This is a genomic window from Acinetobacter sp. Z1 (genome assembly GCF_024296945.1).
In the GTDB taxonomy this organism is placed as follows: Bacteria; Pseudomonadota; Gammaproteobacteria; order Pseudomonadales; family Moraxellaceae; genus Acinetobacter; species Acinetobacter beijerinckii.
This window is the reverse complement of record NZ_CP101115.1, coordinates 1,445,506-1,470,769: the sequence shown is the minus strand read 5'-3', so window position 1 is coordinate 1,470,769 and position 25,264 is coordinate 1,445,506. Positions and strand designations below refer to the sequence as shown.

General features: G+C 38.7%; 22 protein-coding genes. 7 read left to right on the top strand and 15 right to left on the bottom strand.

Going from position 1 to position 25,264, the window contains the following annotated elements; all coding sequences use genetic code 11:
• The first annotated feature begins 251 nt into the window (after positions 1-251).
• Positions 252-1,184 (top strand): IS5 family transposase, encoded by a 933-nt coding sequence (locus NGC85_RS06880; RefSeq protein ID WP_254732375.1) that lies wholly within the window; start codon positions 252-254, stop codon positions 1,182-1,184.
• Between the two features lie 92 nt (positions 1,185-1,276).
• Positions 1,277-2,698 carry a PLP-dependent aminotransferase family protein gene (locus tag NGC85_RS06875; protein WP_254805317.1) on the top strand — a complete coding sequence of 474 codons (1,422 nt, stop codon included), beginning with the start codon at positions 1,277-1,279 and terminating at the stop codon, positions 2,696-2,698.
• 69 nt (positions 2,699-2,767) lie between these two features.
• Here the strand turns inward: NGC85_RS06875 and NGC85_RS06870 are convergent, their stop codons facing one another.
• Together NGC85_RS06870 and NGC85_RS06865 are read right to left on the bottom strand one after the other, a co-directional pair.
• Complete coding sequence (locus NGC85_RS06870) at positions 2,768-3,091, bottom strand: hypothetical protein (protein WP_254805316.1); 324 nt, start codon at positions 3,089-3,091, stop codon at positions 2,768-2,770.
• A gap of 68 nt (positions 3,092-3,159) precedes the next feature.
• Positions 3,160-4,224 (bottom strand): AraC family transcriptional regulator, encoded by a 1,065-nt coding sequence (locus NGC85_RS06865; RefSeq protein ID WP_254805315.1) that lies wholly within the window; start codon positions 4,222-4,224, stop codon positions 3,160-3,162.
• A 117-nt stretch (positions 4,225-4,341) separates the two neighbouring features.
• Here NGC85_RS06865 and NGC85_RS06860 point away from each other — a divergent pair, with 117 nt between their 5' ends.
• A complete protein-coding gene (locus NGC85_RS06860) occupies positions 4,342-5,058 on the top strand; it encodes an enoyl-CoA hydratase/isomerase family protein (protein ID WP_254805314.1) in 717 nt (238 codons plus the stop codon).
• 37 nt (positions 5,059-5,095) lie between these two features.
• On the top strand, positions 5,096-5,923 hold the full coding sequence (locus NGC85_RS06855; RefSeq protein ID WP_254805313.1) for an NAD(P)-dependent oxidoreductase: 828 nt from the start codon (positions 5,096-5,098) through the stop codon (positions 5,921-5,923).
• Positions 5,924-5,988: 65 nt separating this feature from the next.
• Here the strand turns inward: NGC85_RS06855 and NGC85_RS06850 are convergent, their stop codons facing one another.
• From NGC85_RS06850 to NGC85_RS06810, 9 genes are all read right to left on the bottom strand, one after another.
• Positions 5,989-7,260: a Glu/Leu/Phe/Val dehydrogenase gene (locus NGC85_RS06850; RefSeq protein ID WP_254805312.1), complete on the bottom strand. Its 1,272-nt coding sequence runs from the start codon at positions 7,258-7,260 to the stop codon at positions 5,989-5,991.
• A 32-nt stretch (positions 7,261-7,292) separates the two neighbouring features.
• Complete coding sequence (hutG, locus tag NGC85_RS06845; RefSeq protein ID WP_254805311.1) at positions 7,293-8,213, bottom strand: formimidoylglutamase; 921 nt, start codon at positions 8,211-8,213, stop codon at positions 7,293-7,295.
• A gap of 30 nt (positions 8,214-8,243) precedes the next feature.
• Positions 8,244-9,449 carry an imidazolonepropionase gene (gene hutI / locus NGC85_RS06840; RefSeq protein ID WP_254805310.1) on the bottom strand — a complete coding sequence of 402 codons (1,206 nt, stop codon included), beginning with the start codon at positions 9,447-9,449 and terminating at the stop codon, positions 8,244-8,246.
• A 51-nt stretch (positions 9,450-9,500) separates the two neighbouring features.
• On the bottom strand, positions 9,501-10,913 hold the full coding sequence (locus tag NGC85_RS06835) for an amino acid permease (RefSeq protein WP_254805309.1): 1,413 nt from the start codon (positions 10,911-10,913) through the stop codon (positions 9,501-9,503).
• Between the two features lie 64 nt (positions 10,914-10,977).
• Positions 10,978-12,516, bottom strand: coding sequence for a histidine ammonia-lyase (hutH, locus tag NGC85_RS06830; RefSeq protein WP_254805308.1), 1,539 nt, complete (start codon positions 12,514-12,516; stop codon positions 10,978-10,980).
• Positions 12,517-12,601: 85 nt separating this feature from the next.
• Positions 12,602-14,269, bottom strand: a complete 1,668-nt coding sequence (gene hutU / locus NGC85_RS06825; RefSeq protein WP_254805563.1) for a urocanate hydratase — start codon at positions 14,267-14,269, stop codon at positions 12,602-12,604.
• 248 nt (positions 14,270-14,517) lie between these two features.
• Positions 14,518-15,099, bottom strand: coding sequence for a HutD family protein (locus tag NGC85_RS06820; RefSeq protein ID WP_254805307.1), 582 nt, complete (start codon positions 15,097-15,099; stop codon positions 14,518-14,520).
• Complete coding sequence (gene hutC / locus NGC85_RS06815; RefSeq protein WP_254805306.1) at positions 15,096-15,848, bottom strand: histidine utilization repressor; 753 nt, start codon at positions 15,846-15,848, stop codon at positions 15,096-15,098. Before hutC ends, NGC85_RS06820 begins: the two co-directional genes overlap by 4 nt.
• Before the next feature lie 148 nt (positions 15,849-15,996).
• Entirely contained in the window at positions 15,997-17,052 is a 1,056-nt protein-coding gene (locus NGC85_RS06810; RefSeq protein WP_254805305.1) for an aromatic ring-hydroxylating dioxygenase subunit alpha, read from the bottom strand.
• A gap of 176 nt (positions 17,053-17,228) precedes the next feature.
• Between NGC85_RS06810 and NGC85_RS06805 the strand changes: the two genes are divergently transcribed.
• Positions 17,229-18,158, top strand: coding sequence for a LysR family transcriptional regulator (locus NGC85_RS06805; protein WP_254805304.1), 930 nt, complete (start codon positions 17,229-17,231; stop codon positions 18,156-18,158).
• 131 nt (positions 18,159-18,289) lie between these two features.
• Positions 18,290-19,243: an allantoinase PuuE gene (puuE, locus tag NGC85_RS06800; RefSeq protein WP_254805303.1), complete on the top strand. Its 954-nt coding sequence runs from the start codon at positions 18,290-18,292 to the stop codon at positions 19,241-19,243.
• A gap of 277 nt (positions 19,244-19,520) precedes the next feature.
• Here puuE and NGC85_RS06795 read toward each other — a convergent pair whose 3' ends face one another.
• Genes NGC85_RS06795 through NGC85_RS06780 form a run of 4 tightly spaced genes read right to left on the bottom strand, consistent with a single transcriptional unit; the run spans position 19,521 to position 23,591 of the window.
• Positions 19,521-20,963: an amidohydrolase family protein gene (locus tag NGC85_RS06795; RefSeq protein WP_254805302.1), complete on the bottom strand. Its 1,443-nt coding sequence runs from the start codon at positions 20,961-20,963 to the stop codon at positions 19,521-19,523.
• Positions 20,960-21,754, bottom strand: coding sequence for an ABC transporter permease (locus NGC85_RS06790; RefSeq protein WP_254805301.1), 795 nt, complete (start codon positions 21,752-21,754; stop codon positions 20,960-20,962). The genes NGC85_RS06795 and NGC85_RS06790 overlap by 4 nt, the downstream gene beginning before the upstream one ends.
• The gene (locus NGC85_RS06785) at positions 21,747-22,562 is read right to left on the bottom strand and encodes an ABC transporter ATP-binding protein (protein WP_254805300.1); all 816 of its coding nucleotides are present in this window, start codon (positions 22,560-22,562) and stop codon (positions 21,747-21,749) included. Before NGC85_RS06785 ends, NGC85_RS06790 begins: the two co-directional genes overlap by 8 nt.
• A gap of 51 nt (positions 22,563-22,613) precedes the next feature.
• Positions 22,614-23,591, bottom strand: coding sequence for an ABC transporter substrate-binding protein (locus NGC85_RS06780; RefSeq protein WP_254805299.1), 978 nt, complete (start codon positions 23,589-23,591; stop codon positions 22,614-22,616).
• 649 nt (positions 23,592-24,240) lie between these two features.
• Here NGC85_RS06780 and NGC85_RS06775 point away from each other — a divergent pair.
• Complete coding sequence (locus NGC85_RS06775) at positions 24,241-25,254, top strand: isopenicillin N synthase family oxygenase (RefSeq protein WP_254805298.1); 1,014 nt, start codon at positions 24,241-24,243, stop codon at positions 25,252-25,254.
• Positions 25,255-25,264 lie beyond the last annotated feature (10 nt).

Below are 25,264 nucleotides of genomic sequence, written 5' to 3'. Positions count from 1 at the left end.
TAAGCGCCCTTTTCCAATCGAATCATGATTTATAAACACTTCAATCTAAAATTTTGAATTAGATTGAATCGTTGATGCTGTTATTTTGATCGCTCTTTTAATTATTGAATAGCTACAGAGTTTACTTAAAAAAATATAACAGATGATTCTAATTATCTAAATCTGTTATAAAATAAAAATAGATTTTAATTTAAAACGGCTTTGTTGCACAAAGCTATTCTTGAAGGTTTCTTCAGCAATATAATTTCCAGATGAAGAAGCCTGCCCCTAAAATCTACCGTACAACCAATTGGTCCTCGTATAACCAAGCTTTAATCAAGCGAGGAAATATTTCAATCTGGTTTGATCCCAAAACCGAATGGTATGCACAGCCACAAGGCAAGCATGGACGAAATCAAACTTATTCCGATACAGCAATTCAATGCTGTTTAATGATCAAATCTCTATTCCATCTTTCTTTACGTATGGTCACAGGCTTTGTTCAAAGTCTCATTAAACTGTGTGGCTTGAATTGGACAGCACCAGATTATTCCACCCTCTGTAGACGACAAAAGCATATTGATATTGCGATAAGCTATCAGAAAAGTCGTGATGGGTTACACCTACTCGTCGATTCTACAGGGTTAAAATTTTTAGGTGAAGGCGAATGGAAGCGTAAGAAACATCAGCCTGAATATCGTCGCCAATGGCGCAAACTTCATATTAGTATAGATGCTAAGACCCTTCAAATACGAGCAGTTCAGCTCACAACAAACAATGTGAGTGATTCACAGGTACTTGGTGATTTGCTTGATCAAATTCCGTTGGATGAACGAATTGATTCAGTCTATACAGATGGTGCTTATGACACAAAGCACTGCCGACAAGTCATTTTAGATCGAGATGCACATGCAGTCATTCCACCTAGGAAGAATGCAAAGCTTTGGAAAGATAAGAAATTGAGATCTTTAGAGAGGAATGAATTATTAAAAACAGTCAAACGGCTAGGTAGGTCACTTTGGAAAAAATGGTCTGGTTATCATCGTCGAAGTTTAGTGGAAACCAAAATGCATTGCATCAAATTATTAGGCGATAAATTAACAGCAAGGAGTTTTCCTAGTCAGGTGAATGAGATTCATGCACGTGTAGCAGTTTTGAATAAATTCACAGAATTAGGTCGACCTCATACCCAAGTTGTCACTTAAATTTAGCTCAATTAGGGTAGTATTGTCTTTCAAACCTTTGTGCAACAAAGCCATTTAAAACATAAGCAGATATTACTAAGGCTGCAAACTTTATGTATAAGTCAGAACAGTTAGCACAGAACCTAAAATTACTGATCGAAAATGGTACTTGGAAGGCGCATAGCAAACTTCCCTCTCTACGTGAGCAAGTACAACGTTCAGGTTTTAGCTTGATCACAGTGATGAATGCTTACCAAGAATTAGAGTCGCAAGGATTAATTTATTCAAAAGAAAAGTCAGGTTATTTTGTCGCGGAGCAAGTAACAACCCAAATTCCACAAACGCACGCTGTTGTAGCATTGAATCCCAAAATTGAAATTAACTCTTTGGTGTTTAAATATCTAAAATCAATTCAATCCAAACATATCAGCCCACTAGGCTCGGCATTTCCTGACAGTCAGTTACTCTATCCACCCAAGCTGATTCAAATCATGGGGCAACTCTCCCGCAATCGACATAGTTATGACCAAACCACCAATCTTCCACCTGGAAATCTGGAGCTTCGGAAACTAATCGCCCAACGCTATTGTATGCAAGGTATACCAACCGATGAGGATGATATTGTCATCACTTCTGGCGGCTTGGAAGCACTCAATCTTTCTTTGCAAGCGATCACCCAATCTGGTGATTATATTTTATTACAGCAAACTATTTTTTATGGTGCTTGGCAGGCAGCCGAACGTCTAGGATTAAAAGTTATTACACTGCCTGAACATCCACAGCATGGTTTTGATATTGAAGCCTTTGAACAAGTAATTCAGACGTATCCGATCAAAGTCTGCTGGTTTATGCTCAATGCACACAATCCAATAGGCTTTACGGTCAGTGATGAAATCAAATATAAAATTGCTAAACTTTTACACGAACATCAAATCCATTTAATTGAAGATGATGTCTATGAGGAATTGTTTTATGGCAGTCAAAAACCACTTCCGATGAAATATTTTGATCAACAAAATTTGGTTTTGCACTGCTCTTCATTCTCGAAAACTTTAGGTTCTGGTTTTCGTATGGGCTGGGTCTATGCAGGTAAATTCTCAGAGCACATCCAACATTTACAACTAATGAGTACAATTTCTGCGAATGCGCTCATACAAAATGCCCTCGTTGAATTTTTATCACATCATCATTATGAAAAGCATTTAAGAATGCTTAGACGTGCACTAGAGAAAAATAAAAAACAATTTTTCCAATATCTAAAACAACATTTACCCGAAGGCTGCAAGGTATATAATTATCCAAGTGGTTATTTTCTTTGGATTCAACTGCCTGATAAAGTCAGTAGTATGCAAGTCTACGAACAGCTGATTCAACAACAGGTGGGCGTTGCGCCAAGCCCTTTATTTAATGTGTTGCCCTCACATCAACATTTTATTCGTATGAATTGTTCTTTTGAATGGACAGAACAGATTCAACATGCCGTAGATCAGTTTGTGAAAATCATTGATAATAGCTTATTAAAACCAAGCACCTGATTTTAAAAATATTAAATTTAAATTCTTAGCAATCCCATCAGAAAACCATTTAAAAATTAATACTAATGATTAGGAAATTAATAATTTATACTTATCTAAAATTTTACCATTAACAAATAACAAAAAATCTTGTAGAGAAAACCTCAGATTTTCTGATAAATAAATGGAATCATAACTTTCCAAAAGTTGTGTTATTTCATCTATAAATTTAATTAAATCTATATTTTCAATAAAAAAATCATTTTCATTATTAGAGTTATCAATTAAATCACGAAATACAGGCATATTTTCTAATTGCGCACCATTAATTTGTGAGAAAAATGCACTAAAGCTGCCTAAATAAAATGATTTTATATCATCCTGTTTATTATAAATAATAATAGCAATCCCCATTCTTAGATACTCTCAATAAAAAACCTTAATAAATTTTTAATAACCAAAAAATTATTAAAAATATAAAATTAATTCACTATAGATAAACACCTTTTCCGATACTGACTTGGTGTTTCTCCAAATGTCTTTTTAAAGGCACGGATAAAATTGGTCGCTTCTTCATAGCCAACAACACTTGCAATATCCTGAATGCTATATTGTTTTTGTTGCAGCATTTTTTTAGCTTCGGTAAATCGCACATCAGCTAAAATCTGTAAAAAAGTTGTCCCTTGTGCCTGTAAATGTCTTTTTAGAGTTCGTTCAGACATATTCAAACGTTCAGCAATCATAGGCAATGTGGGATAACCATTGCTTGAGTTATACAATAATTCTGAGCGAATACTTTTCTGTAAATCCCTTATATTTTCTTTAACTAACCGCCCTTTATCATTTTCACAATACAAAAGTGCCTGCTGAAAAGAAACTTGATCAGCATTTTTATTTTTGCAGTTAAGGAAGAATTTAGGAAAACGAAGCCCATTTCTTTTTTGACTAAAATGTATCTTAACTTTTGAAAGCTCAATACACTGGTAATCTTTACTTTCTTCCCAATCAAGGAAAACATCACTTTGTTCTATAATTTCTTTTGAGAATAAACTTAAAAAATGAATCGCTCCAAAGATCAAACATTCAACTAGAAAAGATCGTAATTGTGCAGATTGTTGCTCATCACCAAATCTAACGGGATGTACATCATCCAAATAAACATATACAAAATTTTCATCTACAGTCCATTCAGGTGTGAAATTTTGAATCCGTGTACAGAAATACTGCTGACAGAGAGTCAAAGCAGTTTCAACATCAGCGCAACTTAAAAATGCAAAGCCCAATGCCCCATGAGAAGTTGGTCGTAGTTTGAATCCATACTCAATGCCCAAACGATGATTGCCTGTGAGTTGTAATGCATTCACCACTAGCTTAGACCACTGATGAGCACTCATTTTGGCATCAGCATGTTTCATAGCTGCTAGAACCAACCCTGTATTATGTAAAACCGTTTGATTCTCGATGCCATATGCTTCAGTAATTTCTAATAATACATGAGCATAAGAAACAGAAATGTTTTCTTGAAACAGCCCAAAAGGATCACGCATAGCACATCCAATGTCCTAAAATGATCATTAATATGGCATAGTCTCCCCTATTGGGCGAGAAGTTTATTCTGAATAATCAGTCATAGATAAATGAATAAACTTAGAGGAATTGCTTAAATGGCAAGCCTACATCTCGATAAACAACAATCCATTTATGTGCTTACATTAATCAACGGCGATCAGGAAAATGCGCTCAACAAAGACGTTTTAGATGAATATATTTCGGTTTTTGATGAAATTGAAAACGATAAAAATAACGCAAGTCTGATTATTCGAAGTGATCATCACAAAACGTTTTGTAATGGATTAGACCTTGCATGGTTGATGCAACAATCTATCGAAGATAAAAAAGCATTTACTTCACAACTAGAAGATATGTTACTTCGCTTAGCATTATTGAATCTCCCTGTCATTGCTGAAATCAATGGCAATTCTTATGCAGGCGGTGCAATCTTAGCAACAGCTTGTGACTTTAGATTTATGCGGTCGGATAAAGGTCGATTCTGTTTTCCTGAAATAAAACTTACCATTCCTTTTACCGATATTATTGCAGAAATTGTCCAACTCCTTCCCAATCAACATATGGTTTGGGAAATGTCTTTAACGGGCAAATCAATGACAGGCGTTGAATGTTTACAAGCTCAAGTCGTGAGCCAAATACATTCTGTTGAATCCTTACAGACTGAAACTTTACGATTTGCAGAAGATATGTCACAGAAACATCGTATGACCTATGCCGTAATTAAACGTCAATTACGCCATAGAATTACAGATATAGCCAAACAACGCCAGTTATATGATGCTGAAAAATTTGCACACCCTTTCATGATCTAATTCAACGGTTACAACAATTCAAATTTAGGAAATATCAATGAATAATATGCAAGGAAGAACTGTTTTTATTACCGGTGGAAGTCGTGGTATTGGTCGAGCAATTGCATTAAAGGCAGCCCAAGCCGGTGCGAATGTCGTGATTGCAGCAAAGACTGCTGTCGAGACGGCCAAACTCTCAGGCACGATTTATAGTGTAGCGGAAGAAATTGAAGCTGAGGGAGGCAAAGCACTTCCACTTATTTTAGATGTACGCGATGAGCAACAAATTCATTCTGCTATTCAACAAACAGTTGAAACTTTTGGTGGATTGGATGTGCTTATCAATAATGCAGGCGCGATCGCTCTCACTGGTGTTGAATCAACTTCACTGAAACAATATGATTTGATCCAGACCATCAATCACAGAGCAACATTTATCTGTGCTCAAGCAGCATTGCCTTACTTAAAAAAATCTTCAAATCCGCATATTTTAAGTTTGTCTCCACCAGTCAATATGTCACCGAAATGGTTGGGGATGCTCTCGCCTTATGCGCTGTCAAAGTATGGTATGACCATTCTGACTTTAGGTATGGCTGAGGAATTTCGTCACTATGGTATTTCATGTAATACGCTATGGCCCGAAACTTATATTGCGACTGCTGCTGTTTCAAAAAATCTAGGCGAAGAGAATACATTACATGTAAGTCGCAAACCTGAAATTATGGCAGATGCAGCTTATGCAATTTATACGACCAATCGCGGTGAGCTGACTGGTCAGAGTTTAACTGATGAGCAAGCTCTAGCAAGAATTGGAATTACTGATCTTAGAAGTTATGCATGTATTGAAGGTAACACTCAACTACAAAAAGATTTCTTTTTAGACTAACACCAACACAAAAAAGCGACCTTAAAACTATAGTTTTAAGGTCGCTTAAAGTTATTTCACCCGTATTAACCCGGGAAAATACCACGCTCTTTACGTGCTTTTAAAATACGCTCACAACCTAAAATAAAGGCTGCTGTACGTAAAGTACATTCTTTCTCGCTTGATTTATGCCATACATCATTAATGGCTTGAATCATCAACTTATCCAGTCTTTCATTAATTTCTTCTTCAGACCAGAAGTAGCTCGACATATCTTGAACCCATTCAAAGTAAGATACCGTTACACCACCTGCGTTACAGATCACATCAGGAACAACAGTAATACCACGTTGAACCAAAACATCATCCGCTTCTGGGAATGTTGGACCGTTCGCGCCTTCAAGCACTAACTTCGCAGTTAACTTTTGAGCACGTTCAACTGTGATTTGGCTTTCCAATGCAGCAGGGATCAATATATCCATTTCTACATTCCAGAACTCTTCATCACTGATTACTTGCGCACCAGCAAAACCACCCACACCTTGATGCGTTTCCATGTGAGTTTTTAATGCAGCAAGATCGATCCCTTCAGGATTGAAAATCGTACCAGTGTGATCTTGAATCGTCACAATGATCGATTTTGAATCAGCAAACAAATATGCAGCTTCGCTACCTACGTTACCAAACCCTTGAATTGCGATTTTTGCGCCATCTAAAGGTAATTTGATTTTTTCAGCAATTTGTTGACCTGTGATAAATACGCCACGGCCTGTCGCTTTGATACGACCAAGAGAACCACCGAGATGTACCGGTTTACCCGTTACAACACCAGTCACAGTATGACCTTGACCAGATGAATAGGTATCCATGATCCAACCCATTACGTTTGGATTGGTACCCACGTCTGGTGCAGGAATATCTTTTTGTGGACCAATGATATGGCTGATTTCACTGGTATAACGACGTGTTAAACGCTCTAATTCACGTGGTGAAAGTTGACGCGGGTCAACACGGATGCCACCTTTTGCACCGCCAAATGGTAAATTTACCACCGCAGTTTTAATTGTCATCCATGCTGAAAGTGCCATTACTTCATTTAAATCTACATCTGGGTGATAGCGAATACCGCCTTTACCCGGACCACGTGACAAGTTGTGTTGTACACGATAACCTTCAAAATGACGAATTGTGCCATCGTCCATAACAATTGGCACGTCAACAATCAAAGCACGTTTTGGGCGCTTCAATGTGTCAACATAGTCTTGTAAACCATCTAGATATGGAGCAACACGCTCGATCTGTTCAAGATAAGTTGCCCATGGACCTTCATTTTGAGAGACATAAGATAAATTAGACATGTTTTAACCTTTTGATGAATTCACATGATCCATCAATCAAATATGTAGTTAAAAATTATATAAGCGGCTAATTTGGAGGTTCTACTATCCAAATCCAACCGTGGGTTACATTCTGCCACATCAAAAACCTTAATTTTTCCTGTTTCCTTTATGGCAGCTAACAGTGGGTCAAAGACTGACAAATCAATACCTTTAACCGCTGGTGCGCTTACACCTGGCGCAATGCTAGCACTAAATACATCAAGATCAACCGTAATATACAAATAGTCAACTTTTCCAATAAAATCTTGGACTTTTGAGATGATATTTTCCACATTTTCAGGCTGTAATTGATGATCATAGATATATGTGCAGTTCAAACGATCAGCCGTTTCAAACAACACTTTGGTATTGGAATGTTTTGCGACACCAATACATAAATAATGAAATTCTTGATGATGCTCTTCTGAGAGTTGAGCAGCATTTAAAAATGGCGTACCTGAGGTTACATTTTCAGCTTCACGTAAATCAAAATGTGCATCAAAGTTAATGATACCAATTTTCTTATTTGGCTGACAGTTTTGGACATATTGAAATAAACCAGAAAAACTGCCAAAAGCAACTTCATGGCCGCCACCTAAAACAATCGGTTTCATTCTTTGTTTTAAGCTTCGTTCAACCTGTTCTGCGAGTTCAGCTTGTGCTTGTTCCAATTTAGAACCGTCACAAATAACAGTTCCTATATCTGCAATGGTAATCGGTTGATGAACGGGTAAATTTGCTAATTGCGCACGAATCGAATCAGGCGCATCTGCTGCACCTAAACGTCCTTTATTCCGTTTGACGCCTTCATCAGAGCTAAAACCGATCAAAGCAAAATCAGCATGAGGACTCGTATTAATGACTTGATGAATGCGTAGATGATCTACACCCTCACCATCTTTTCGTCCTTGCCATATAAATGAATGATTCATATTCAACATCACTAATTAAAACTGTTCGCACTACACAAAAATTTCATTGCCATGCTGAATAATACGTTTAGACAAATCTCCACCGAGCCAATACACAATCTCAGATGGATGTTCAATTTCCCAAGCAATAAAGTCAGCAACTTTGCCTACTTCTAAACTGCCATGTGAATCTTGTAGTCCTAAAGCATGTGCCGCGTGAATGGTTACGCCTGCCAATGTTTGTTCAGGTGTTAAGCGAAATAAAGTACTTCCCATATTCATCATCAAACGTAATGACAATGCTGGAGAAGTTCCTGGGTTCAAGTCGCTCGACAACGCAATCCGAACACCATGTTGATGCAAACTCTCTAGCGGAGGAAGTTGTGTTTCCCTCAAAAAATAGAATGCACCAGGTAATAACACTGCAACTGTTCCTGAGCTAGCCATTGCTTTAACATCGTCTTCAGTCATAAATTCCAAATGATCTGCCGACAATGCGTGATAACGAGCTGCAAGACTAGAGCCACCTAGAGAAGACAATTGTTCTGCATGCAATTTAACTGGGATATTGAGTGCATGTGCTGTATTAAATATACGTTCAACTTGTGCTGGTGAAAATGCTAAATACTCACAAAATGCATCGACCGCATCCACCAGTCCTTCTTGATGCAGTTTTGGCAACATTTCTGTACAAATATGATCGACATAGGCATCACTTTGACCTTTATATTCAGGAGGTAATGCATGCGCTGCTAAGCATGTACTGCGTACAGTCATTGGCAAAATATTTGCAATTTTACGAATCACACGTAACATTTTACGTTCATTCAGATAGTCCAAACCGTATCCAGATTTAATCTCGATGGTGGTGACCCCATCTTTGAGTAAACAACGAATACGTTTTAGCGCTGAAGCAAGTAACTCATCTTCGCTCGCCTCGCGTGTTGCACGAACAGTACTGGCAATACCGCCACCATTTGCCGCAATCTCTGCATAGCTCACACCCTGCAAACGCTGCTCAAATTCAACACTACGATTTCCACCAAACACACTATGGGTATGGCAATCAATTAAACCAGGTGTTAACCATGCCCCATTCAAATCAATGGTTTCAGCATAGTTGTCATTTGGAATATCACTTTCACGACCAATCCAATGAATATGCTGTCCAAATGTCACTAAAGCAGCATGTTCAATACTGTTGTATTTCCCATCCTGCATAGTAGCGATATGACAGTTTTTCCAAAGCTTTTTCATTTCAGATCATCTCCCTGTCCAAGAGCTATGCGCTCTTGAACAGTTGGGTTATTAGCTTTCCATTTTGAGATTTTGGGGTAAATCCTCATCAACTTTAATTGCATCTTGCTTTGGTTTAACCCAAATATTGTATGCAATACACAGTAAAACTAACCATCCAATACCAACATACAGTGCTGGTCTTGAGTCAGGGAAATAACCCATCATTGCCAAAATAAACAGCATGAATGCAATGGCAAATGCAGGAGCATACGGCCAACCGATCACAGGAAAATCAAGTGCTTTAATCTGTTCTTTCGACAACTTACGACGCATCGCAACTTGTGAAAGTAAGATCATGAGCCACACCCAAACCGTTGCAAAAGTTGCAATTGACGCAATGATGAGGAATACATTTTCTGGAATTAAATAGTTGAGAACCACACCGATAAGTAAGACTCCAGCCATAACCACGACTGTCATCCACGGCACACCATTTTTAGAGATTTTTTGGAACACTTGCGGTGCTTGTCCACGGCTTGACATACCAAATAACATACGTCCCGCACCAAATACATCACTATTAATCGCAGATACCGCAGCGGTAATTACTACAATGTTTAAAACTGTCGCAGCAGAACCAATACCTAGATTTTCAAAAATTTGTACAAATGGGCTACCTTGACTACCAATCTGATTCCAAGGGAAAATCGACATCAATACAAAAATCGTCAAGACATAGAATAGTAAAATACGGACAGGGACAGCGTTAATTGCCTTCGGAATAGAAGTCTTTGGATCTTTAGATTCACCCGCCGTAATCCCAATAATTTCAATACCACCAAAAGCGAAAACGACGACAGATAAACATGCAATCAGACCCGCAATACCATTAGGCATAAAGCCTTCATGAATCCATAGATTTTGAATGCCTGTGGTAAAACCACTATGATCTGCTTGGAAACCATAGAACATCAGTCCTAAACCACCTAAGATCATGGCAATAATTGCAGTCACTTTCACAATAGAAAGCCAAAACTCAAGCTCACCAAAAACTTTGACGTGAATGAGGTTGATTGCACCTAAGAACATGATGAGTGACAGAATCCAAATCCATCGCGGAACATCGGGATACCAAAATCCCATATATATTCCAAACGCAGTTACGTCAGCCAACGCAACAATGATCATCTCAAAAACATAGGTCCAACCTGTTGTAAAACCTGCAAGTGGTCCAATGTATTGTGAAGCATAATGACTGAAAGAGCCTGAAACTGGATTTTGAACCGCCATCTCACCTAATGCGCGCATCACAATATAAATTGCGATCCCTGCAACGATATATGCGAGCAAAACTGATGGACCTGCCATTTTAATGGCTGTTGCTGAACCGTAAAAAAGCCCCGTTCCTATTGCTGAACCTAATGCTAAAAAACGGATGTGACGGGTGTTTAATCCCCGCTGTAAAGTGGAGTGTTGTGACATTATTATCTCCAATCCTTGAGGAAATATAGTTAGAGTCGGTCACTCCATGTGACCGTTATGCTGATTACGCGTTAGATAGGCTTGGTAACAGATTTGGAATGATTAACTCATTCAAACAACCACTTGCGAGTAATTCACTCGCTTGTTCAATATCAGGAGCGAAGAAACGATCTTCACTGTAATACGGCACTTGGTCACGTAATGCTTTACGTGCACGTTCAAGTTTTGGAGAGCTTTTTAAACCTTCACGGAAATCAAGACCTTGACATGCCCCTAACCATTCCACAGCAAGAATGCCACGAACGTTGTCCGCCATATACCACAAACGCTTACCCGCATTTGGTGCCATAGAAACATGGTCTTCTTGGTTTGCTGATGTTGGTAAACTGTCTACACTTGCAGGATGTGCTAAAGCTTTGTTGTCACTTGCTAAAGCTGCGGCAGTCACTTGGGCAATCATAAATCCAGAATTAACACCACCATTGGCAACTAAGAACGGTGGAAGTTGTGACATATGGCGATCCATCATCATCGAAATACGACGTTCAGACAGTGAACCGATTTCTGCAATTGCCAGTGCCAAATTATCTGCCGCCATCGCAACAGGCTCAGCATGGAAATTACCACCTGAAATCACATCACCTTCAGCTGCGAAAACCAGTGGGTTATCTGATACAGCATTTGATTCAATTGCTAATACTTCTGCTGCCTGACGAATTTGAGTCAAACACGCACCCATCACTTGCGGTTGGCAACGCAGTGAATATGGGTCTTGAACTTTGCTGCAATCTTCATGTGAATGTGCGATTTCACTTGAATCAGTGAGCAAGTCACGATAAGCCGCAGCAACATCAATTTGACCACGTTGACCACGAACTTCATGAACACGCGCATCAAATGGTGCACGAGAACCTAACATTGCCTCAACGCTTAAACCACCACAAACCGTTGCAGCAGCAAATAAATCTTCAGCTTCAAATAAACCACGTAAAGCATATGCAGTGGAAACTTGCGTACCATTTAACAGTGCTAAACCTTCTTTAGCTGCTAGAGAGATTGGCTCTAAACCTGCGATTTTAAGCGCCTCTACTGCTGGCAACCATTTACCTTTATAACGTGCTTTACTTTCGCCTAATAACACCAATGACATATGCGCAAGTGGCGCTAAGTCACCCGAAGCTCCTACCGAACCTTTCAGTGGAATATGTGGATAGACTTCTGCGTTGATCAACGCAAGAATGGCATCAATCACTTTACGGCGAATACCAGAGAAGCCACGTGCCAAGCTGTTTGCTTTGAGTAACATGATTAAACGAACCATTGCATCATCTAATGGTTCACCAACACCTGCGGCATGTGAAAGTACCAAAGAACGTTGTAATTGTTCTAAGTCTTCTGGTGCAATTTTAGTTGAAGCAAGCAAGCCAAAACCTGTGTTAATCCCGTAAGCAGTACGACCTTCATTTACTATTTTTTCGACACATGCAACACTGGCATTAATACCTGCTGATGCACTTTCATCAAGTTTGACTTGGATTGGATTTAGGTAAGCTTTACGAAGATCTGCTAAGGTAAGTTTGCCGGGTTGAATTAAAAGTTCCATCGTTGGCGTCCTGTTTTTGCATTGTATTGTTCGCTTACGATGCTGATTACACAATTGCAAAAAGCATCGTAATGTTGTTGTCTGTTTACTGTGTGATCATTGGCAAGTTCAAACCTTGCTCTTTCGCGCATTCAACTGCAATCTCATAACCTGCATCAGCATGACGCATTACTCCAGTTGCAGGATCATTGGTTAATACACGAGCGATACGTGCTGCCGCCTCATCTGTACCATCACATACAATCACGACACCTGAATGTTGAGAGAAGCCCATACCGACACCACCGCCATGATGTAAAGAAACCCAAGTTGCGCCGCCTGCTGTATTCAAGAGCGCATTTAATAATGGCCAATCTGATACTGCATCTGAACCATCTTGCATCGCTTCTGTCTCACGATTCGGACTTGATACTGAACCTGAATCTAAATGATCACGACCAATGACGATCGGCGCTGAAAGCTCACCACTACGAACCATTTCATTAAAAGCTAAACCAAGTTTGGCACGTAGACCTAAACCGACCCAACAAATACGTGCTGGTAGACCTTGGAAGCTAATACGCTCACGCGCCATGTCTAACCAACGATGCAAATGTTCATCATCAGAGATTAACTCTTTTACTTTGGCATCTGTTTTATAGATATCTTCTGGATCACCTGAAAGTGCAACCCAACGGAATGGTCCTACGCCACGACAGAACAATGGACGAATATAAGCTGGGACGAAGCCTGGGAAATCAAAAGCGTTCGTAACACCTTCTTCTTGTGCCATTTGACGAATGTTGTTGCCATAGTCAAATGTAGGTACACCCATTTTTTGGAAATCAAGCATCGCTTGAACGTGCTGCGCCATAGATTGTTTAGCCGCTTTTACCACAGCTTCTGGTTCAGCTTTAGCACGCTCACGGTACTCTTCCCATGTCCAACCCACTGGCAAATAACCATTGAGTGGATCATGTGCGCTCGTTTGGTCAGTGACCATATCAGGACGTACACCGCGACGGACTAATTCAGGTAAAATTTCTGCTGCATTACCATGCAATGCAATCGAAACAGCTTTACCTTCTTTGGTGTATTTTTCAATACGCGCCAATGCATCATCCAAATCAGTCGCTTGTTCATCAACATAACGTGTACGTAAACGGAAATCGATACTGATTTGTTGACATTCGATATTCAGTGAACATGCACCAGCCAATGTTGCTGCCAATGGTTGAGCACCGCCCATACCACCTAAACCAGCAGTCAGTACCCAACGACCTGTTAAATCACCGTTGTAATGTTGACGACCTGCTTCAACAAAAGTTTCATATGTACCTTGTACGATACCTTGGCTACCAATGTAGATCCAAGAACCTGCTGTCATTTGACCATACATTGCCAAACCCTTTGCATCTAGCTCATTGAAGTGTTCCCAATTCGCCCAATGTGGAACTAAGTTCGAGTTTGCAATCAAAACACGTGGCGCATCTTTATGGGTTTTGAATACGCCAACAGGTTTACCTGATTGAACCAACAAGGTTTCATCCGCTTCTAATTTTTTTAAAGTTTCAACAATTTTATCAAAGCATTCCCAGTTACGTGCAGCACGACCGATCCCACCATAAACAACGAGTTCTTTTGGATTTTCTGCCACATCAGGGTCAAGATTATTCATCAGCATACGTAACGGCGCTTCAGTTAACCAACTTTTTGCATTCAGTTGTGTACCACGTGGTGCGCGAATTTCTACGTCACGAAATTTTGTTGTCATTGTAGTCACAATCGGACTCCTTCCTTTGAGATTTGAACCGCAAATTAAACTGCTTTTAACGTATAGCAATGTATTAACTTGTATATACATCTATATACTACACAAATCTTTTATCTTGAAAAGATACATTTCATTCCATTTATGAAAATAAATTTTAAACATATGAAATAAATTGATTTATTTTTATTGTGACCATAAAAAACCCATACAACTAAAAATTGTATGGGTTTCAAAAAAGTGTGAATTATTTAAATTTTTGTAAGTCGAATCGCACAAACTTGTTTTTTATCACGCTTACCAAAAGAAATACTTTTCAAGTAATTTTGATCTTTTATGATTAAACTTTCTTGATGTTCAAGATAGAAAATAGATTTATTTATTTTAATTTCTAAAGGTTCTAAACTTTGATTAAAAACAAAAATTAAATCAGCTGAACTCGTTATTTCAGAAGCAGCAGACTCGAACATCCATTCATAATCTGCGTGAAATTTTTTAGCATCATATATCAGATTAAAGTCTCGAATCTTTCCATTGGGCAATTCACAACTAACCTGGCTGTCTCCACTGAACTTTATCGATTCCAGGTATTGTAAATGCTTCACTTGATGATCAATATTCAGCAAAATATCTTGACCTTCCAAAACCGTCAGATAGCGTTGCATACCTTTAAATTTGGAAAACGAACCAGACGTTTTCACGTCCGCCATGGAAATACGCCAATCAAATGACTCAAGGCTACTCCCTTCGCTTCGAGCAAGTTCAATTGTATATCCTGCACCATTTTTCCACAGCATGTGTTTATAATCTGCTGAGCTTAGATGCTGAATCATTGCGTAAATTTACCTTCCAAATAATAACGACTACCTGGATAAATCAAACGTGCACTAGAAATCAGTTGTTTATTTGACCATGTGCGACGGCGAATCAATAGGCAAGGTTCTGTCTTATTAATCTTCAACCATTTACATTCTTGAGCCGAAGCTAAAATCGCTGTGACCACATGCTCACCCTCAGTCACAGGCGCTTTTGACATCAAATATGCATTCGGGGTAATCGCTTTAAAATCTTGTGCTAAATAATCTGGTATCAAGACTGGATCGACTAAACGATCTTCTATTTGCACAGGCACATCATTTTCATAATGTACAATAATCGAATGAAATAGCTTTTGCCCTTCACGCATCTGCATTAACACGCTTTGCTCTGTGTTGGCTTGAATTTGTTCCAACATCAATACTTCTGCACGGTGTTTATGATTTCGGGCGATAATCTCTTCGGCAATATTATTCACATGAAATAAAGCTGTGCGTCCTTGCCCTTCCGCAACAAAAGAACCCACACCTTGTATGCGTACAAGCAAGCCTTCGCTGGTCAACTCACGCAAAGCGCGATTAACTGTCATTCGACTACAGCCAAGCAAATTCACTAATTCACTTTCGGATGGAATCTTTTTATTGATTGTCCAAGTACCTTCATAGATTTTTTGTGAAATCATTTGCTTGACACGTAAATACAAAGGTACAGGACTGTCCTCCCCGAGTGATAAATCCAAATCAGTTGGCTTGGATGTTCTTGACATTGACTAAAACTCATACACAATACTTTGAGCTATTGTATATAGATTATCGCCAATTTGTATATACAAGCTTATACAATTAAACTTCTAAAATTAAATTAATGTTGAATTTCATTTGCTTGGTTTTTCAAAATTCTCAACTTGTACAACCCTAAACTGTATAACGCTTACTCAAACCCCAATCTGCCAATATACGGCGATACATGGTCGAAGAACGATCCGCTTCAAAATGTGCTTCCATCGTAATATCTACAGGTAACTCTTCAGGTTTTTGAGACTCTACCATCTCTTGATCCTCTGCAAAAATTTGTGCATTAAAGTCATAAACAGCTTGCAAATCCCCAGTGGTATCAAAGTTACGTGTCAGTGGTACAAACAATCGAGTTTTGTTATGCGAAGTTGGGCAACAGGCATTTAAAATCTTTAACACACCATCATTTGGAAAATGAATCGTCAATACTGCTGAGAATGGTGGATAAACATCAAAAATCCGCTCCCAAAGAAAATCATCAGGCGCTAAATGTTGCATCCCATGCGGGTAATTACTGACGTTACTGACATATTCAGTATGTAATCCATAATCTGTTCGTTCAGTTAAATATTTCGGAACAACTGGATTTTCACGGTCAGCAAAGGCTTCATGATGCACCCAAGCAAAATGTGCCACGTCAATAAAGCCCTCTAATTGACGACCACTCGAACCAGCAATATCAACATATGGCGGTAGAATTGCTTGATGCTGCTCTTCATCCCATGTATCCAGTACTGGGAAATTCGCCAAGCTTTCATCTCTGCCTAAAATACTCGTCCATACCAAACCATATTTTATGACTACTGGAAATTTGGTTAAGGAAAAACGATCAGAAATTTTGGTTAGATCAGGTTGTGCAGGAATTTTTATGCATTTACCTTGTTCATTGAAATGCAAACCGTGATAAGGGCAAATAATGGTTTCGCCTTCAACCCAACCTTTGCTTAACGGTACACCTCGATGTGGGCAAATATCACGAACTAAATGAAGGTTGCCTGACTCAGTTTTATAAATCGCCATATTCAGATCAAGCAACGTGACTTGCTGTGGCTTAGTCGTTACATCTTCAACTCGTGCAACGGGATACCAATGTTGAGCCAATATGTGCCAATCCTGATTGTCAAACTGACTGTAACAAGGTTTATTTGGAAGATTGATTAACGAAATTGCATTCATGCTTTGCTCTCATTTTCTGCTATAGATCATGGATCTGTATGGCTTAAATGCAGTGTGGAACAGAATGTCCTTTTCGTCTATTAGAATGAATTTGATCAATCATTCTAAAAATTAGAACAGGAACGGCACTAAAATTGCTTTTGTATAAATACTTATTTTTATAAAACGTACATGTAATGACATTACCCTTTTCTCGCTTCGCTGAATATTTTATTGCAGTCGCCAAAACAGGTAGTTTAAGAAAAGCTGCGGATCAGCTTTTTATTTCAGTTTCAGCGGTACATCGTCAAATCGTTTTGGCTGAAGAGGAACTCGGTGTAGCTCTATTTGAACGCCTACCGAATGGCCTAAAACTAACTTTGGCTGGTGAGTTGCTATATGCAGATTTGCGAAGTTGGCAAAAAGATTTTCAAATAACACAAAAACGCTTGAATGAAATTCAAGGCTTACAGCGTGGTTCAATTGATTTTGGTGTAATTTCCGCACTCAGTGAAAGTTTTATTACGGATGTTATTCAGTCTATTCATCAAGATTATCCTTGGATTAATTTCAATATTCGCGTCTTAGATAGCGAGTATGTTGCTGAACTTGTAATTAACGCAGAACTCGATTTTGGTTTAATCCTCAATCCGAAACATCAGCATCAATTGCAAGTCAGCTCTTTTATTGAAATGCCACTTGGTTTCGTCATTCCTAAACAACATCCTTTAGCAAATAAAGAAAAAATCTATTTCTCCGATACATTGGAATTCAATCATATCATCGCTGCTGCACCGTTGATTATTCATGATCATGTGATGGCTTTATACAAGAAACATGATTTTAATCCACCCCATCAAATTGAATGCAATGATATTCGTATGATGCTTTCATTGCTTAGAAATAATCTAGGCATTGGTATCATGAGTTATCTAGATGCCTATGCTTTTATTGAAAATGGTGAATTTCTGTTCAGAACAATTCACGAAAATGGACTACATCCAATAACACTTGCCTTGTGTATTGCACCAAAACGGCAACTCTCGCGAATCTCACAAATTATGATGAATCAAATCATTGAACACATGGAAGCACTAAAATTGAGCATGGCTGAAATCACCCAATAAAAAAACTCAATTAACGCACCAAAACAAATCAATCAAACATTTGATTTATATTGTTTTATTATTTGACACCCAAACAATTCATCGAGTAATTTAATGAGAAGTTTCACATTTCTATCTTCTTAGGCAAACCCATGACACTCTTAGATCAAAATAGCCATGTCGCCCATGATTATCCTCGAGATATGCTAGGTTATGCCAATCATCCTCCACATGCTCAGTGGCCAAATCAAGCAAAAATTGCCGTTCAGTTTGTATTGAATTATGAAGAAGGTGGAGAAAAACACATTTTGCATGGTGATGAAGGCTCAGAGCAGTTCCTTTCCGAAATCAGTGGCGCTGATAGTTATCCTGCGCGTCATCTTTCGATGGATTCCATCTACGAGTATGGTTCACGTGTCGGGTTTTGGCGCATTCACCAAGAGTTTGCCAAACGTAATTTACCTATGAGTATCTTTGCAGTCGCCATGGCACTACAACGAAATCCGTTGGTTGTAGAAGCAATTAAACAGCATCATTATGATGTTGTTTCGCATGGTTTACGTTGGATTCATTATCAAAATATAGATATTGATACCGAGAAAGCACATATGGCTGAAGCCATGCAAATTTTAAAAGATTTATTCGGGGAATATCCAACAGGTTGGTATACAGGTCGTGATAGTCCCAATACCCGTCAACTCTTGTCTGACTATGATCAGATTCAATATGACAGTGATTATTATGGGGATGATCTACCTTTTTGGACAACACTATCGAAAGAGAATGGTGAAACTCGGCCACATCTCATTATTCCATATACGCTTGATACGAATGATATGAAGTTCGCCTCTCCGACTGGTTTCAATCGTAGTGAAGATTTTTTTGAGTATTTAAAAGATGCTTTTGATGTGCTGTATGCTGAAGGAGCGACTTCACCGAAAATGTTATCTATCGGGATGCATTGTCGAATTCTAGGTCGCCCTGCCCGTTTTAAAGCATTACAGCGCTTTTTGGATTATGTGCAAAATCATGATCGGGTATGGATTTGTACTCGTCAGCAAATTGCGGAACATTGGCATAAATATCATCCTTATAGCATGATATAGCTTAAAAAAACCATCTAAGTATTTTTGCGTGTTTAGGTAAAGTTTTAACTATTATTTACTATTGTGGTTGGCGGCAGGGATGCCGCCGTTGAGCTGTGGCATCAAGGATGTGCCATCAGCTCAACAAAGCGGTTTTGTTACTTTTGCCCAGTCAAAAGTAAGGCTAAAGCTTATACAAGAATAATTCGTCTTTGGATAAATTAAAAAGTAATACCAACGCATACAATTTAAGAATCCAGCCATAGAAAAATAATTAAAAATTAGTTTTGCCTTAAACTCAAGCTATCTTTGCCATTTCCATACTCCGCTGTTGTAACAGCTTCACAGATTGTTTAGCTTGCCAAGCCAGCTCCATCATATCTAGATCAGGAATTTGGTCATTTTCAACTACTATTTTACCTGCAATAAACATCGCTTGGATATGTGCTCGACCACCGCTTGTAACAGGACCAATTGCCATATCATGTAATCCAAAATAGCGTGGATCATCCAAACGATACAAGACCAAATCCGCTTGTTGACCAACCTCAATCGTACCGACTTGATCTAAACCGAGAACTTTCGCACCGCCAACTGTTCCCCAGCGAATAATATCTTCAATACTTGCCGCATCAGCACCGCCTTCAAATTGTCCACCGTCATACTGTGGTTTTGCCAACATACCTTTTCTCGCACGTTGTAATAACCATGCAGCATGCGTTTCTGACAACATATCAGCAGCCTCATTGGAAGCTGCACCATCAACTCCTATTGAAATTGTCATTCCTGCTTTTTCTAAAGTCACTAGATCAGCAATACCACTGCCTAAACGCGCATTACTTTGTGGACAATGTGCAATTCCTGTTTTTGTTTGACCCAAAATTTGGATCTCTTCTGGTAATAGCTTCACCAAATGCGCAAACCAAACATCATTACCCACCCAATCATTTTCAGCACAATATTGCACAGGTGTCATATTAAATTTAGCTTTTGCTGCATCCAAATAGTCTACCGTTTCAGATAAATGACTATGCATTCGAATACCAAGTTGACGCGCGATCTTGGCACTTTCTCGAAACTGTTGCGCTGTTGTTGAATGTAGTGTAGATGTTGGCGCCATAACAATTTTACGAAATGCATCTGAGCTCGGCTGATGATAGTGAGCAACTAAACGCTCAACATCGACCATGTAATCTTCAAACTTCTCAGGTCGCAAAGCTTGTGGTAAATCACTTTCTAAGCCACGCGTAAGTGTTGCACCACCTCGACACAGCACAAAGCGCATGCCCAGCTTTTCGGCTTCGTCAAATAAAATGGCAGCGCCATCAAATGGCATTTTCGGCCAATATAAATAATGATGATCTGCAACCGTAGAGCAACCTGAACGTAGTAACTCAATTAAGCCAATACGTACTGCGATTCTAAATGTCGTTTCATCAAATGCACCTCGAAATCGATACGGTGTCGTCGCAAGCCATGAACTTAAGTTCTGATTTAAACCCTGAGGTTCCCCTTTTAATAAAGACTGAAATAAATGGTGATGAGTATTCACCCATGCAGGATAAATAACACAATATTTTGCATTTACAACCTGTTCATTTTCAAGCTCAGTTAACTGCCCAATTTCAGAAATTTTTCCATTTTGAATCCGAATATCCGTAGCAGATGAACGCGCTGCTGTACCAGATAAACCTGTCAAAATTGCATGCGCATTTTTAATCAAATAGCTATTATTCATCATGCTTGTTCACTCTCATGCCATTTACTGAGAAATACACGACTTAATAAAGACATCAATAAGAACAGCCCTAAGCCTGTACAAGTAATGAGAAATAGTGCAGCAAACATTAACGGTAAATCTAGTTGGAATCCTGCTTGCAAAATTTGATACGCCAAGCCTGCACTTGTACCCCCAGCACCAGCAACAAACTCGGAAACTACTGCTCCAATCAGCGCCAAACCACAAGAAATACGTAAGCCACCAAAAAAATAAGGTAAGGCATTCGGCACACGCAGACGCATCAGAATTTGCCAACGACTGGCTTTATTAATCTGGAAAAGATTAAGTAGCCCTTTATTGACACTACGCAGACCTAAAGTTGTGTTGGTGAGTATCGGGAAAACAGCGACTAACATGGCACATACCACCAATGCCAAAGTGGTATTTTGAATCCAAATAATTACTAAAGGCGCAATCGCTACAATCGGTGTAACTTGAAATAAAATAGCATAAGGCATAAAACATGCTTCGATAACACGACTTTGCACGAATAGAAAAGCAATTAAAGTTCCAATAATCACTGCGCACGCAAAAGCAAGTAAGGTGATTTTTAACGTCACCCATAAACTACCCAACAACAGCGAAGATTGATTGATCAATGCCATCACAATATCACTGGGCTTAGGTACGACATATACAGGCACTTCAAGTTGCTGAAAGCTCAATTGCCATATCAACAAAAATAAAAAACCAAGTATTAATGGTGCTGCAATACGTTGCACAATAGGATGTTGTATTAATGGTTTAATCATGATCTTGTCCTCCACTTGCTTGCGCCAATAGTTCAGAAAAATGTGAACATTGTTTAATAAAGCTTTCGGATGTTCTAAATGATTCATCACGATGATAAGGTCCATCCACCTCAAGATCAGCAATAACTCGACCTGGGCGTGCGCCCATCACAATCACTCGAGAAGATAAATACACCGCTTCATAAATACTATGAGTGACAAAAACCACGGTTAAATCTCGTTCTGACCAAAGTTTACGGATATCACTATCGAGTTTATGTCGAGTAAATTCATCCAAAGCCCCAAACGGTTCATCCATAAGCAATAAATCAGGCTCCGTTACCAATGCACGAGCTAAAGAAGCACGCATTTGCATACCACCAGATAGTTCACGCGGATAAGCTTTCGCAAATTTATCTAAGCCAACTGCTTTCAAAGCATCTAAAACTTTTTCTTTACTCAATGATTTTGCAATATGTCGTAAATCAAGTGGTAAGCGTACATTTTCCTCAATGGTGGCCCAAGGCATAAGTGTGGCTTCTTGGAATACCATTGCCATTTTGCATTGTGATTGGATATCTGCCTTGCCATTCCAACGGACTTGACCTGCTGATGGTTGTTCGAGATCGGCAAACATTTTCAATAACGTACTTTTTCCACAGCCTGATGGCCCGAGCAACGAAATAATTTCACCTTTGGCAATATTGAGGTCAAGACGTTGTAAGGCGTGTGTGCCATTTGGATAAGTTTTTTCGACGCCTCTTACCATGATCATGGGCGTAACAAAGTTTGATGTTGTTGGAATATCTACTGATAAAACTGAATTCATGCGGCTTCCCCTTGAGACATATGTCTTATTTGCTAACCTGCTGGATAATCGTTATTTCTTCGCAGGATTGAACTGCGTGGTATAAGCCGATTTCCAGTTGGTTTTGGCATTCAACAAACCTGCATTCACCATAAAATCACGTGTTGCTTTCCAGCGTGCATCTGTCATCGCACCAATTCCCTTGGATTTTGCATCGCCACCATCTATGAGTTGCAGTTTTTTCATTTGTCTGACAGCAAAAGCTAATAGCTCATCATTCATATTTGGATTTTCTTTTTTTATAATGGCGTTACCTAAGCGGGGGTCAGCCAAATAGTTTTTCCAACCTTCCATCGAGGCTTGTACAAAACGTTTAACTACCTCTGGTTTTGCTTGAATGACATCATTTCGAGTCACTAAAATTCCGCCATAAGCTGGATATCCTGCTTCGGCGAACAAGAAGAAATTACTTGCTGGTTCTGCTTTTTTAGCCTGAAAAACCTCAGATGTTGCATAAGCTTGTTGTGCAACGTTTTTGCCTGCAAGGAATGGTTGCATATTAAAAGTATAAGGACGTGCTTGTGCTACATTTAAATGATATTTAGCTTTTAACCATGGCCACCAACTTGCTTGTCCACTGGTAGATACAAGAATTGTTTTCCCTTTTAAATCAGCTAAAGATTTTACATCACTGTGGGTTAAAATCCCTTGCGGATCAAATTGAAATGGTGCTGCAATCGCTTTAATGGGAAAATTACTTTCAATGCCTTTTAATACTTGTAAATCATAATTAATAATAATGTCAGCACGTTTAGACAGTAAAAGTGACATATTATTAACCTGAGGACCACCGATTTTAATATCAACATCTAAACCATATTTTTTATAAATACCTTGCGCGAGTGCTTGATAATAGCCACCTTGCTCTGCTTGCGCGTACCAAGTCGTTTGTAAAACCAATTTATCGGCAGCATGCGTAAATGAACTAAGAAATAATGTACTAGCAATAACTGTTAATGTTGTTTTGCCTACAAAGTGCTGAATTTTCATAAGTAAGACCCCTAAATATGTTTGAACTCATTTCACTGTTCATTAGGGGAATAAAAACCAAATGTATTAACCACATAGATTCTCTCAAAGCCAATGAAATGACTTTGTCCCCCTTGGAGGAACAGCTAACGCTGTAGAGCAATGTCCCATGTGTTTTACACACTAACCGCTTATACTCAGTTAAGATTTAGCAAACACCATGCCAGTATTTATTAATAGTTGTTTTTTCATAGTTAATTGTTGTGATCATTAAATCTTTATTGAATTTTGCTGAATAATTTTTGTCTTCGCATTTATTTAAATAAAAAACATATGACATTAAACTTAGAATGCACCATTTTAAAACACCGCACCGCACGAAAAAGAGTCGGAAAAATAATACTTAAATTTTTATTGATTCATATCGTCTTATTTTCATCAATATACTATACAGATAAACATCTTCTTATATTTGGTATAGAAAATGCTTATATAGATTTGTCAGAGTAGAAGCGTTCAGCATATATCAAAAAATATATGTGGGTCATTGCTCAGGAATAAGCTCACTTTCTATTTGTTTAGAACGTGTTGCTCTTTTTTGAAAAATGATCCAGTCTCCTTTCATTCAATTTGATTGGGTCATGGTTTATCCAAAAAATTGAGGTGAAATATGAATAGCGCAAACATGACCAATTTAGCTGAAATCAATTACAGCTTAGAAGAACTCCAGAAAGAATCTCGCATGGGTGCTTTGGGTCAAGAGACTTACGACCGTGAAGTTCGTATCATTGATCTTTCCAACTTTGAAGATCGTAAACATGAAATTGCAGAACAGCTTTGGTCTGCTGCAACTGATATTGGCTTTTTCCAAGTTTCAAATCATGGACTTGATTTGGATAAAATCCATAATGCTTTTGAAATGACAAAAAAGTTTTTTGATTTACCTGCGAACACAAAAGTGCAATATCCTTTAAATCGTAATGGAGGCTGGGAAAGTAAAGCTCAAATTCGACCATCGACAAGCACTCCAGATCAAAAGGAATCTTATCAAATCACTCGCCCACGAATGGATGGGTTATATCCTACTGAACAAGAACTACCTAATTTTAAAAATACTATGCTGGAATTTGAACAAGAGTGCTGGCAAGTGGGTATGAAAATATTATCTTGTTTCGCCTACAAACTTGGATTCGCAGATAATTTCTTTACACTTGCACATGATCCCGATCAAGAAACCTATCAAAGTACACTGCGGATGTTGCACTACTATGCAATTGATCCTGCGATCAAAGATCAACTAGGGTTATGGCGTGCTGGTGCACACACCGATTTTGATTGCTTAACCTTACTATTTCAGCGTAAAGGTCAAGGTGGTCTACAAGTTTGTCCTGGTAAAGACATGGAACAACAACAATGGACAAGTATCGAACCGCGTGATGATGTAATCACTTGTAATATTGGGGACATGCTCATGCGCTGGAGTGATGATCAGCTTCCATCGAATTTTCATCGTGTCAAAAATCCTGAAGCTGATGAATATCAAGGCGCACGTTATAGTTTGGCATTTTTCTGTCAAGCCAATGAAGATGTCCTGATCGAAAGTCCACAGAAAAAATATCCAGCAATCACGGCAAAGGAATATCTAAAACAAAGAATTAGTGCAAATTTTAAAGGGAAATACTAAACACTTTTAG

What these genes read in the sequence shown, in the direction of transcription:
- NGC85_RS06880 (WP_254732375.1), top strand. Translation starts at nt 252, where the DNA reads ATGAAGAAGCCTGCCCCTAAAATCTACCGTACAACCAATTGGTCCTCG.
- NGC85_RS06875 (WP_254805317.1), top strand. Translation starts at nt 1,277, where the DNA reads ATGTATAAGTCAGAACAGTTAGCACAGAACCTAAAATTACTGATCGAA.
- NGC85_RS06870 (WP_254805316.1), bottom strand. Translation starts at nt 3,091, where the DNA reads ATGGGGATTGCTATTATTATTTATAATAAACAGGATGATATAAAATCA.
- NGC85_RS06865 (WP_254805315.1), bottom strand. Translation starts at nt 4,224, where the DNA reads ATGCGTGATCCTTTTGGGCTGTTTCAAGAAAACATTTCTGTTTCTTAT.
- NGC85_RS06860 (WP_254805314.1), top strand. Translation starts at nt 4,342, where the DNA reads ATGGCAAGCCTACATCTCGATAAACAACAATCCATTTATGTGCTTACA.
- NGC85_RS06855 (WP_254805313.1), top strand. Translation starts at nt 5,096, where the DNA reads ATGAATAATATGCAAGGAAGAACTGTTTTTATTACCGGTGGAAGTCGT.
- NGC85_RS06850 (WP_254805312.1), bottom strand. Translation starts at nt 7,260, where the DNA reads ATGTCTAATTTATCTTATGTCTCTCAAAATGAAGGTCCATGGGCAACT.
- hutG (WP_254805311.1), bottom strand. Translation starts at nt 8,213, where the DNA reads ATGAATCATTCATTTATATGGCAAGGACGAAAAGATGGTGAGGGTGTA.
- hutI (WP_254805310.1), bottom strand. Translation starts at nt 9,449, where the DNA reads ATGAAAAAGCTTTGGAAAAACTGTCATATCGCTACTATGCAGGATGGG.
- NGC85_RS06835 (WP_254805309.1), bottom strand. Translation starts at nt 10,913, where the DNA reads ATGTCACAACACTCCACTTTACAGCGGGGATTAAACACCCGTCACATC.
- hutH (WP_254805308.1), bottom strand. Translation starts at nt 12,516, where the DNA reads ATGGAACTTTTAATTCAACCCGGCAAACTTACCTTAGCAGATCTTCGT.
- hutU (WP_254805563.1), bottom strand. Translation starts at nt 14,269, where the DNA reads ATGACAACAAAATTTCGTGACGTAGAAATTCGCGCACCACGTGGTACA.
- NGC85_RS06820 (WP_254805307.1), bottom strand. Translation starts at nt 15,099, where the DNA reads ATGATTCAGCATCTAAGCTCAGCAGATTATAAACACATGCTGTGGAAA.
- hutC (WP_254805306.1), bottom strand. Translation starts at nt 15,848, where the DNA reads ATGTCAAGAACATCCAAGCCAACTGATTTGGATTTATCACTCGGGGAG.
- NGC85_RS06810 (WP_254805305.1), bottom strand. Translation starts at nt 17,052, where the DNA reads ATGAATGCAATTTCGTTAATCAATCTTCCAAATAAACCTTGTTACAGT.
- NGC85_RS06805 (WP_254805304.1), top strand. Translation starts at nt 17,229, where the DNA reads ATGACATTACCCTTTTCTCGCTTCGCTGAATATTTTATTGCAGTCGCC.
- puuE (WP_254805303.1), top strand. Translation starts at nt 18,290, where the DNA reads ATGACACTCTTAGATCAAAATAGCCATGTCGCCCATGATTATCCTCGA.
- NGC85_RS06795 (WP_254805302.1), bottom strand. Translation starts at nt 20,963, where the DNA reads ATGATGAATAATAGCTATTTGATTAAAAATGCGCATGCAATTTTGACA.
- NGC85_RS06790 (WP_254805301.1), bottom strand. Translation starts at nt 21,754, where the DNA reads ATGATTAAACCATTAATACAACATCCTATTGTGCAACGTATTGCAGCA.
- NGC85_RS06785 (WP_254805300.1), bottom strand. Translation starts at nt 22,562, where the DNA reads ATGAATTCAGTTTTATCAGTAGATATTCCAACAACATCAAACTTTGTT.
- NGC85_RS06780 (WP_254805299.1), bottom strand. Translation starts at nt 23,591, where the DNA reads ATGAAAATTCAGCACTTTGTAGGCAAAACAACATTAACAGTTATTGCT.
- NGC85_RS06775 (WP_254805298.1), top strand. Translation starts at nt 24,241, where the DNA reads ATGAATAGCGCAAACATGACCAATTTAGCTGAAATCAATTACAGCTTA.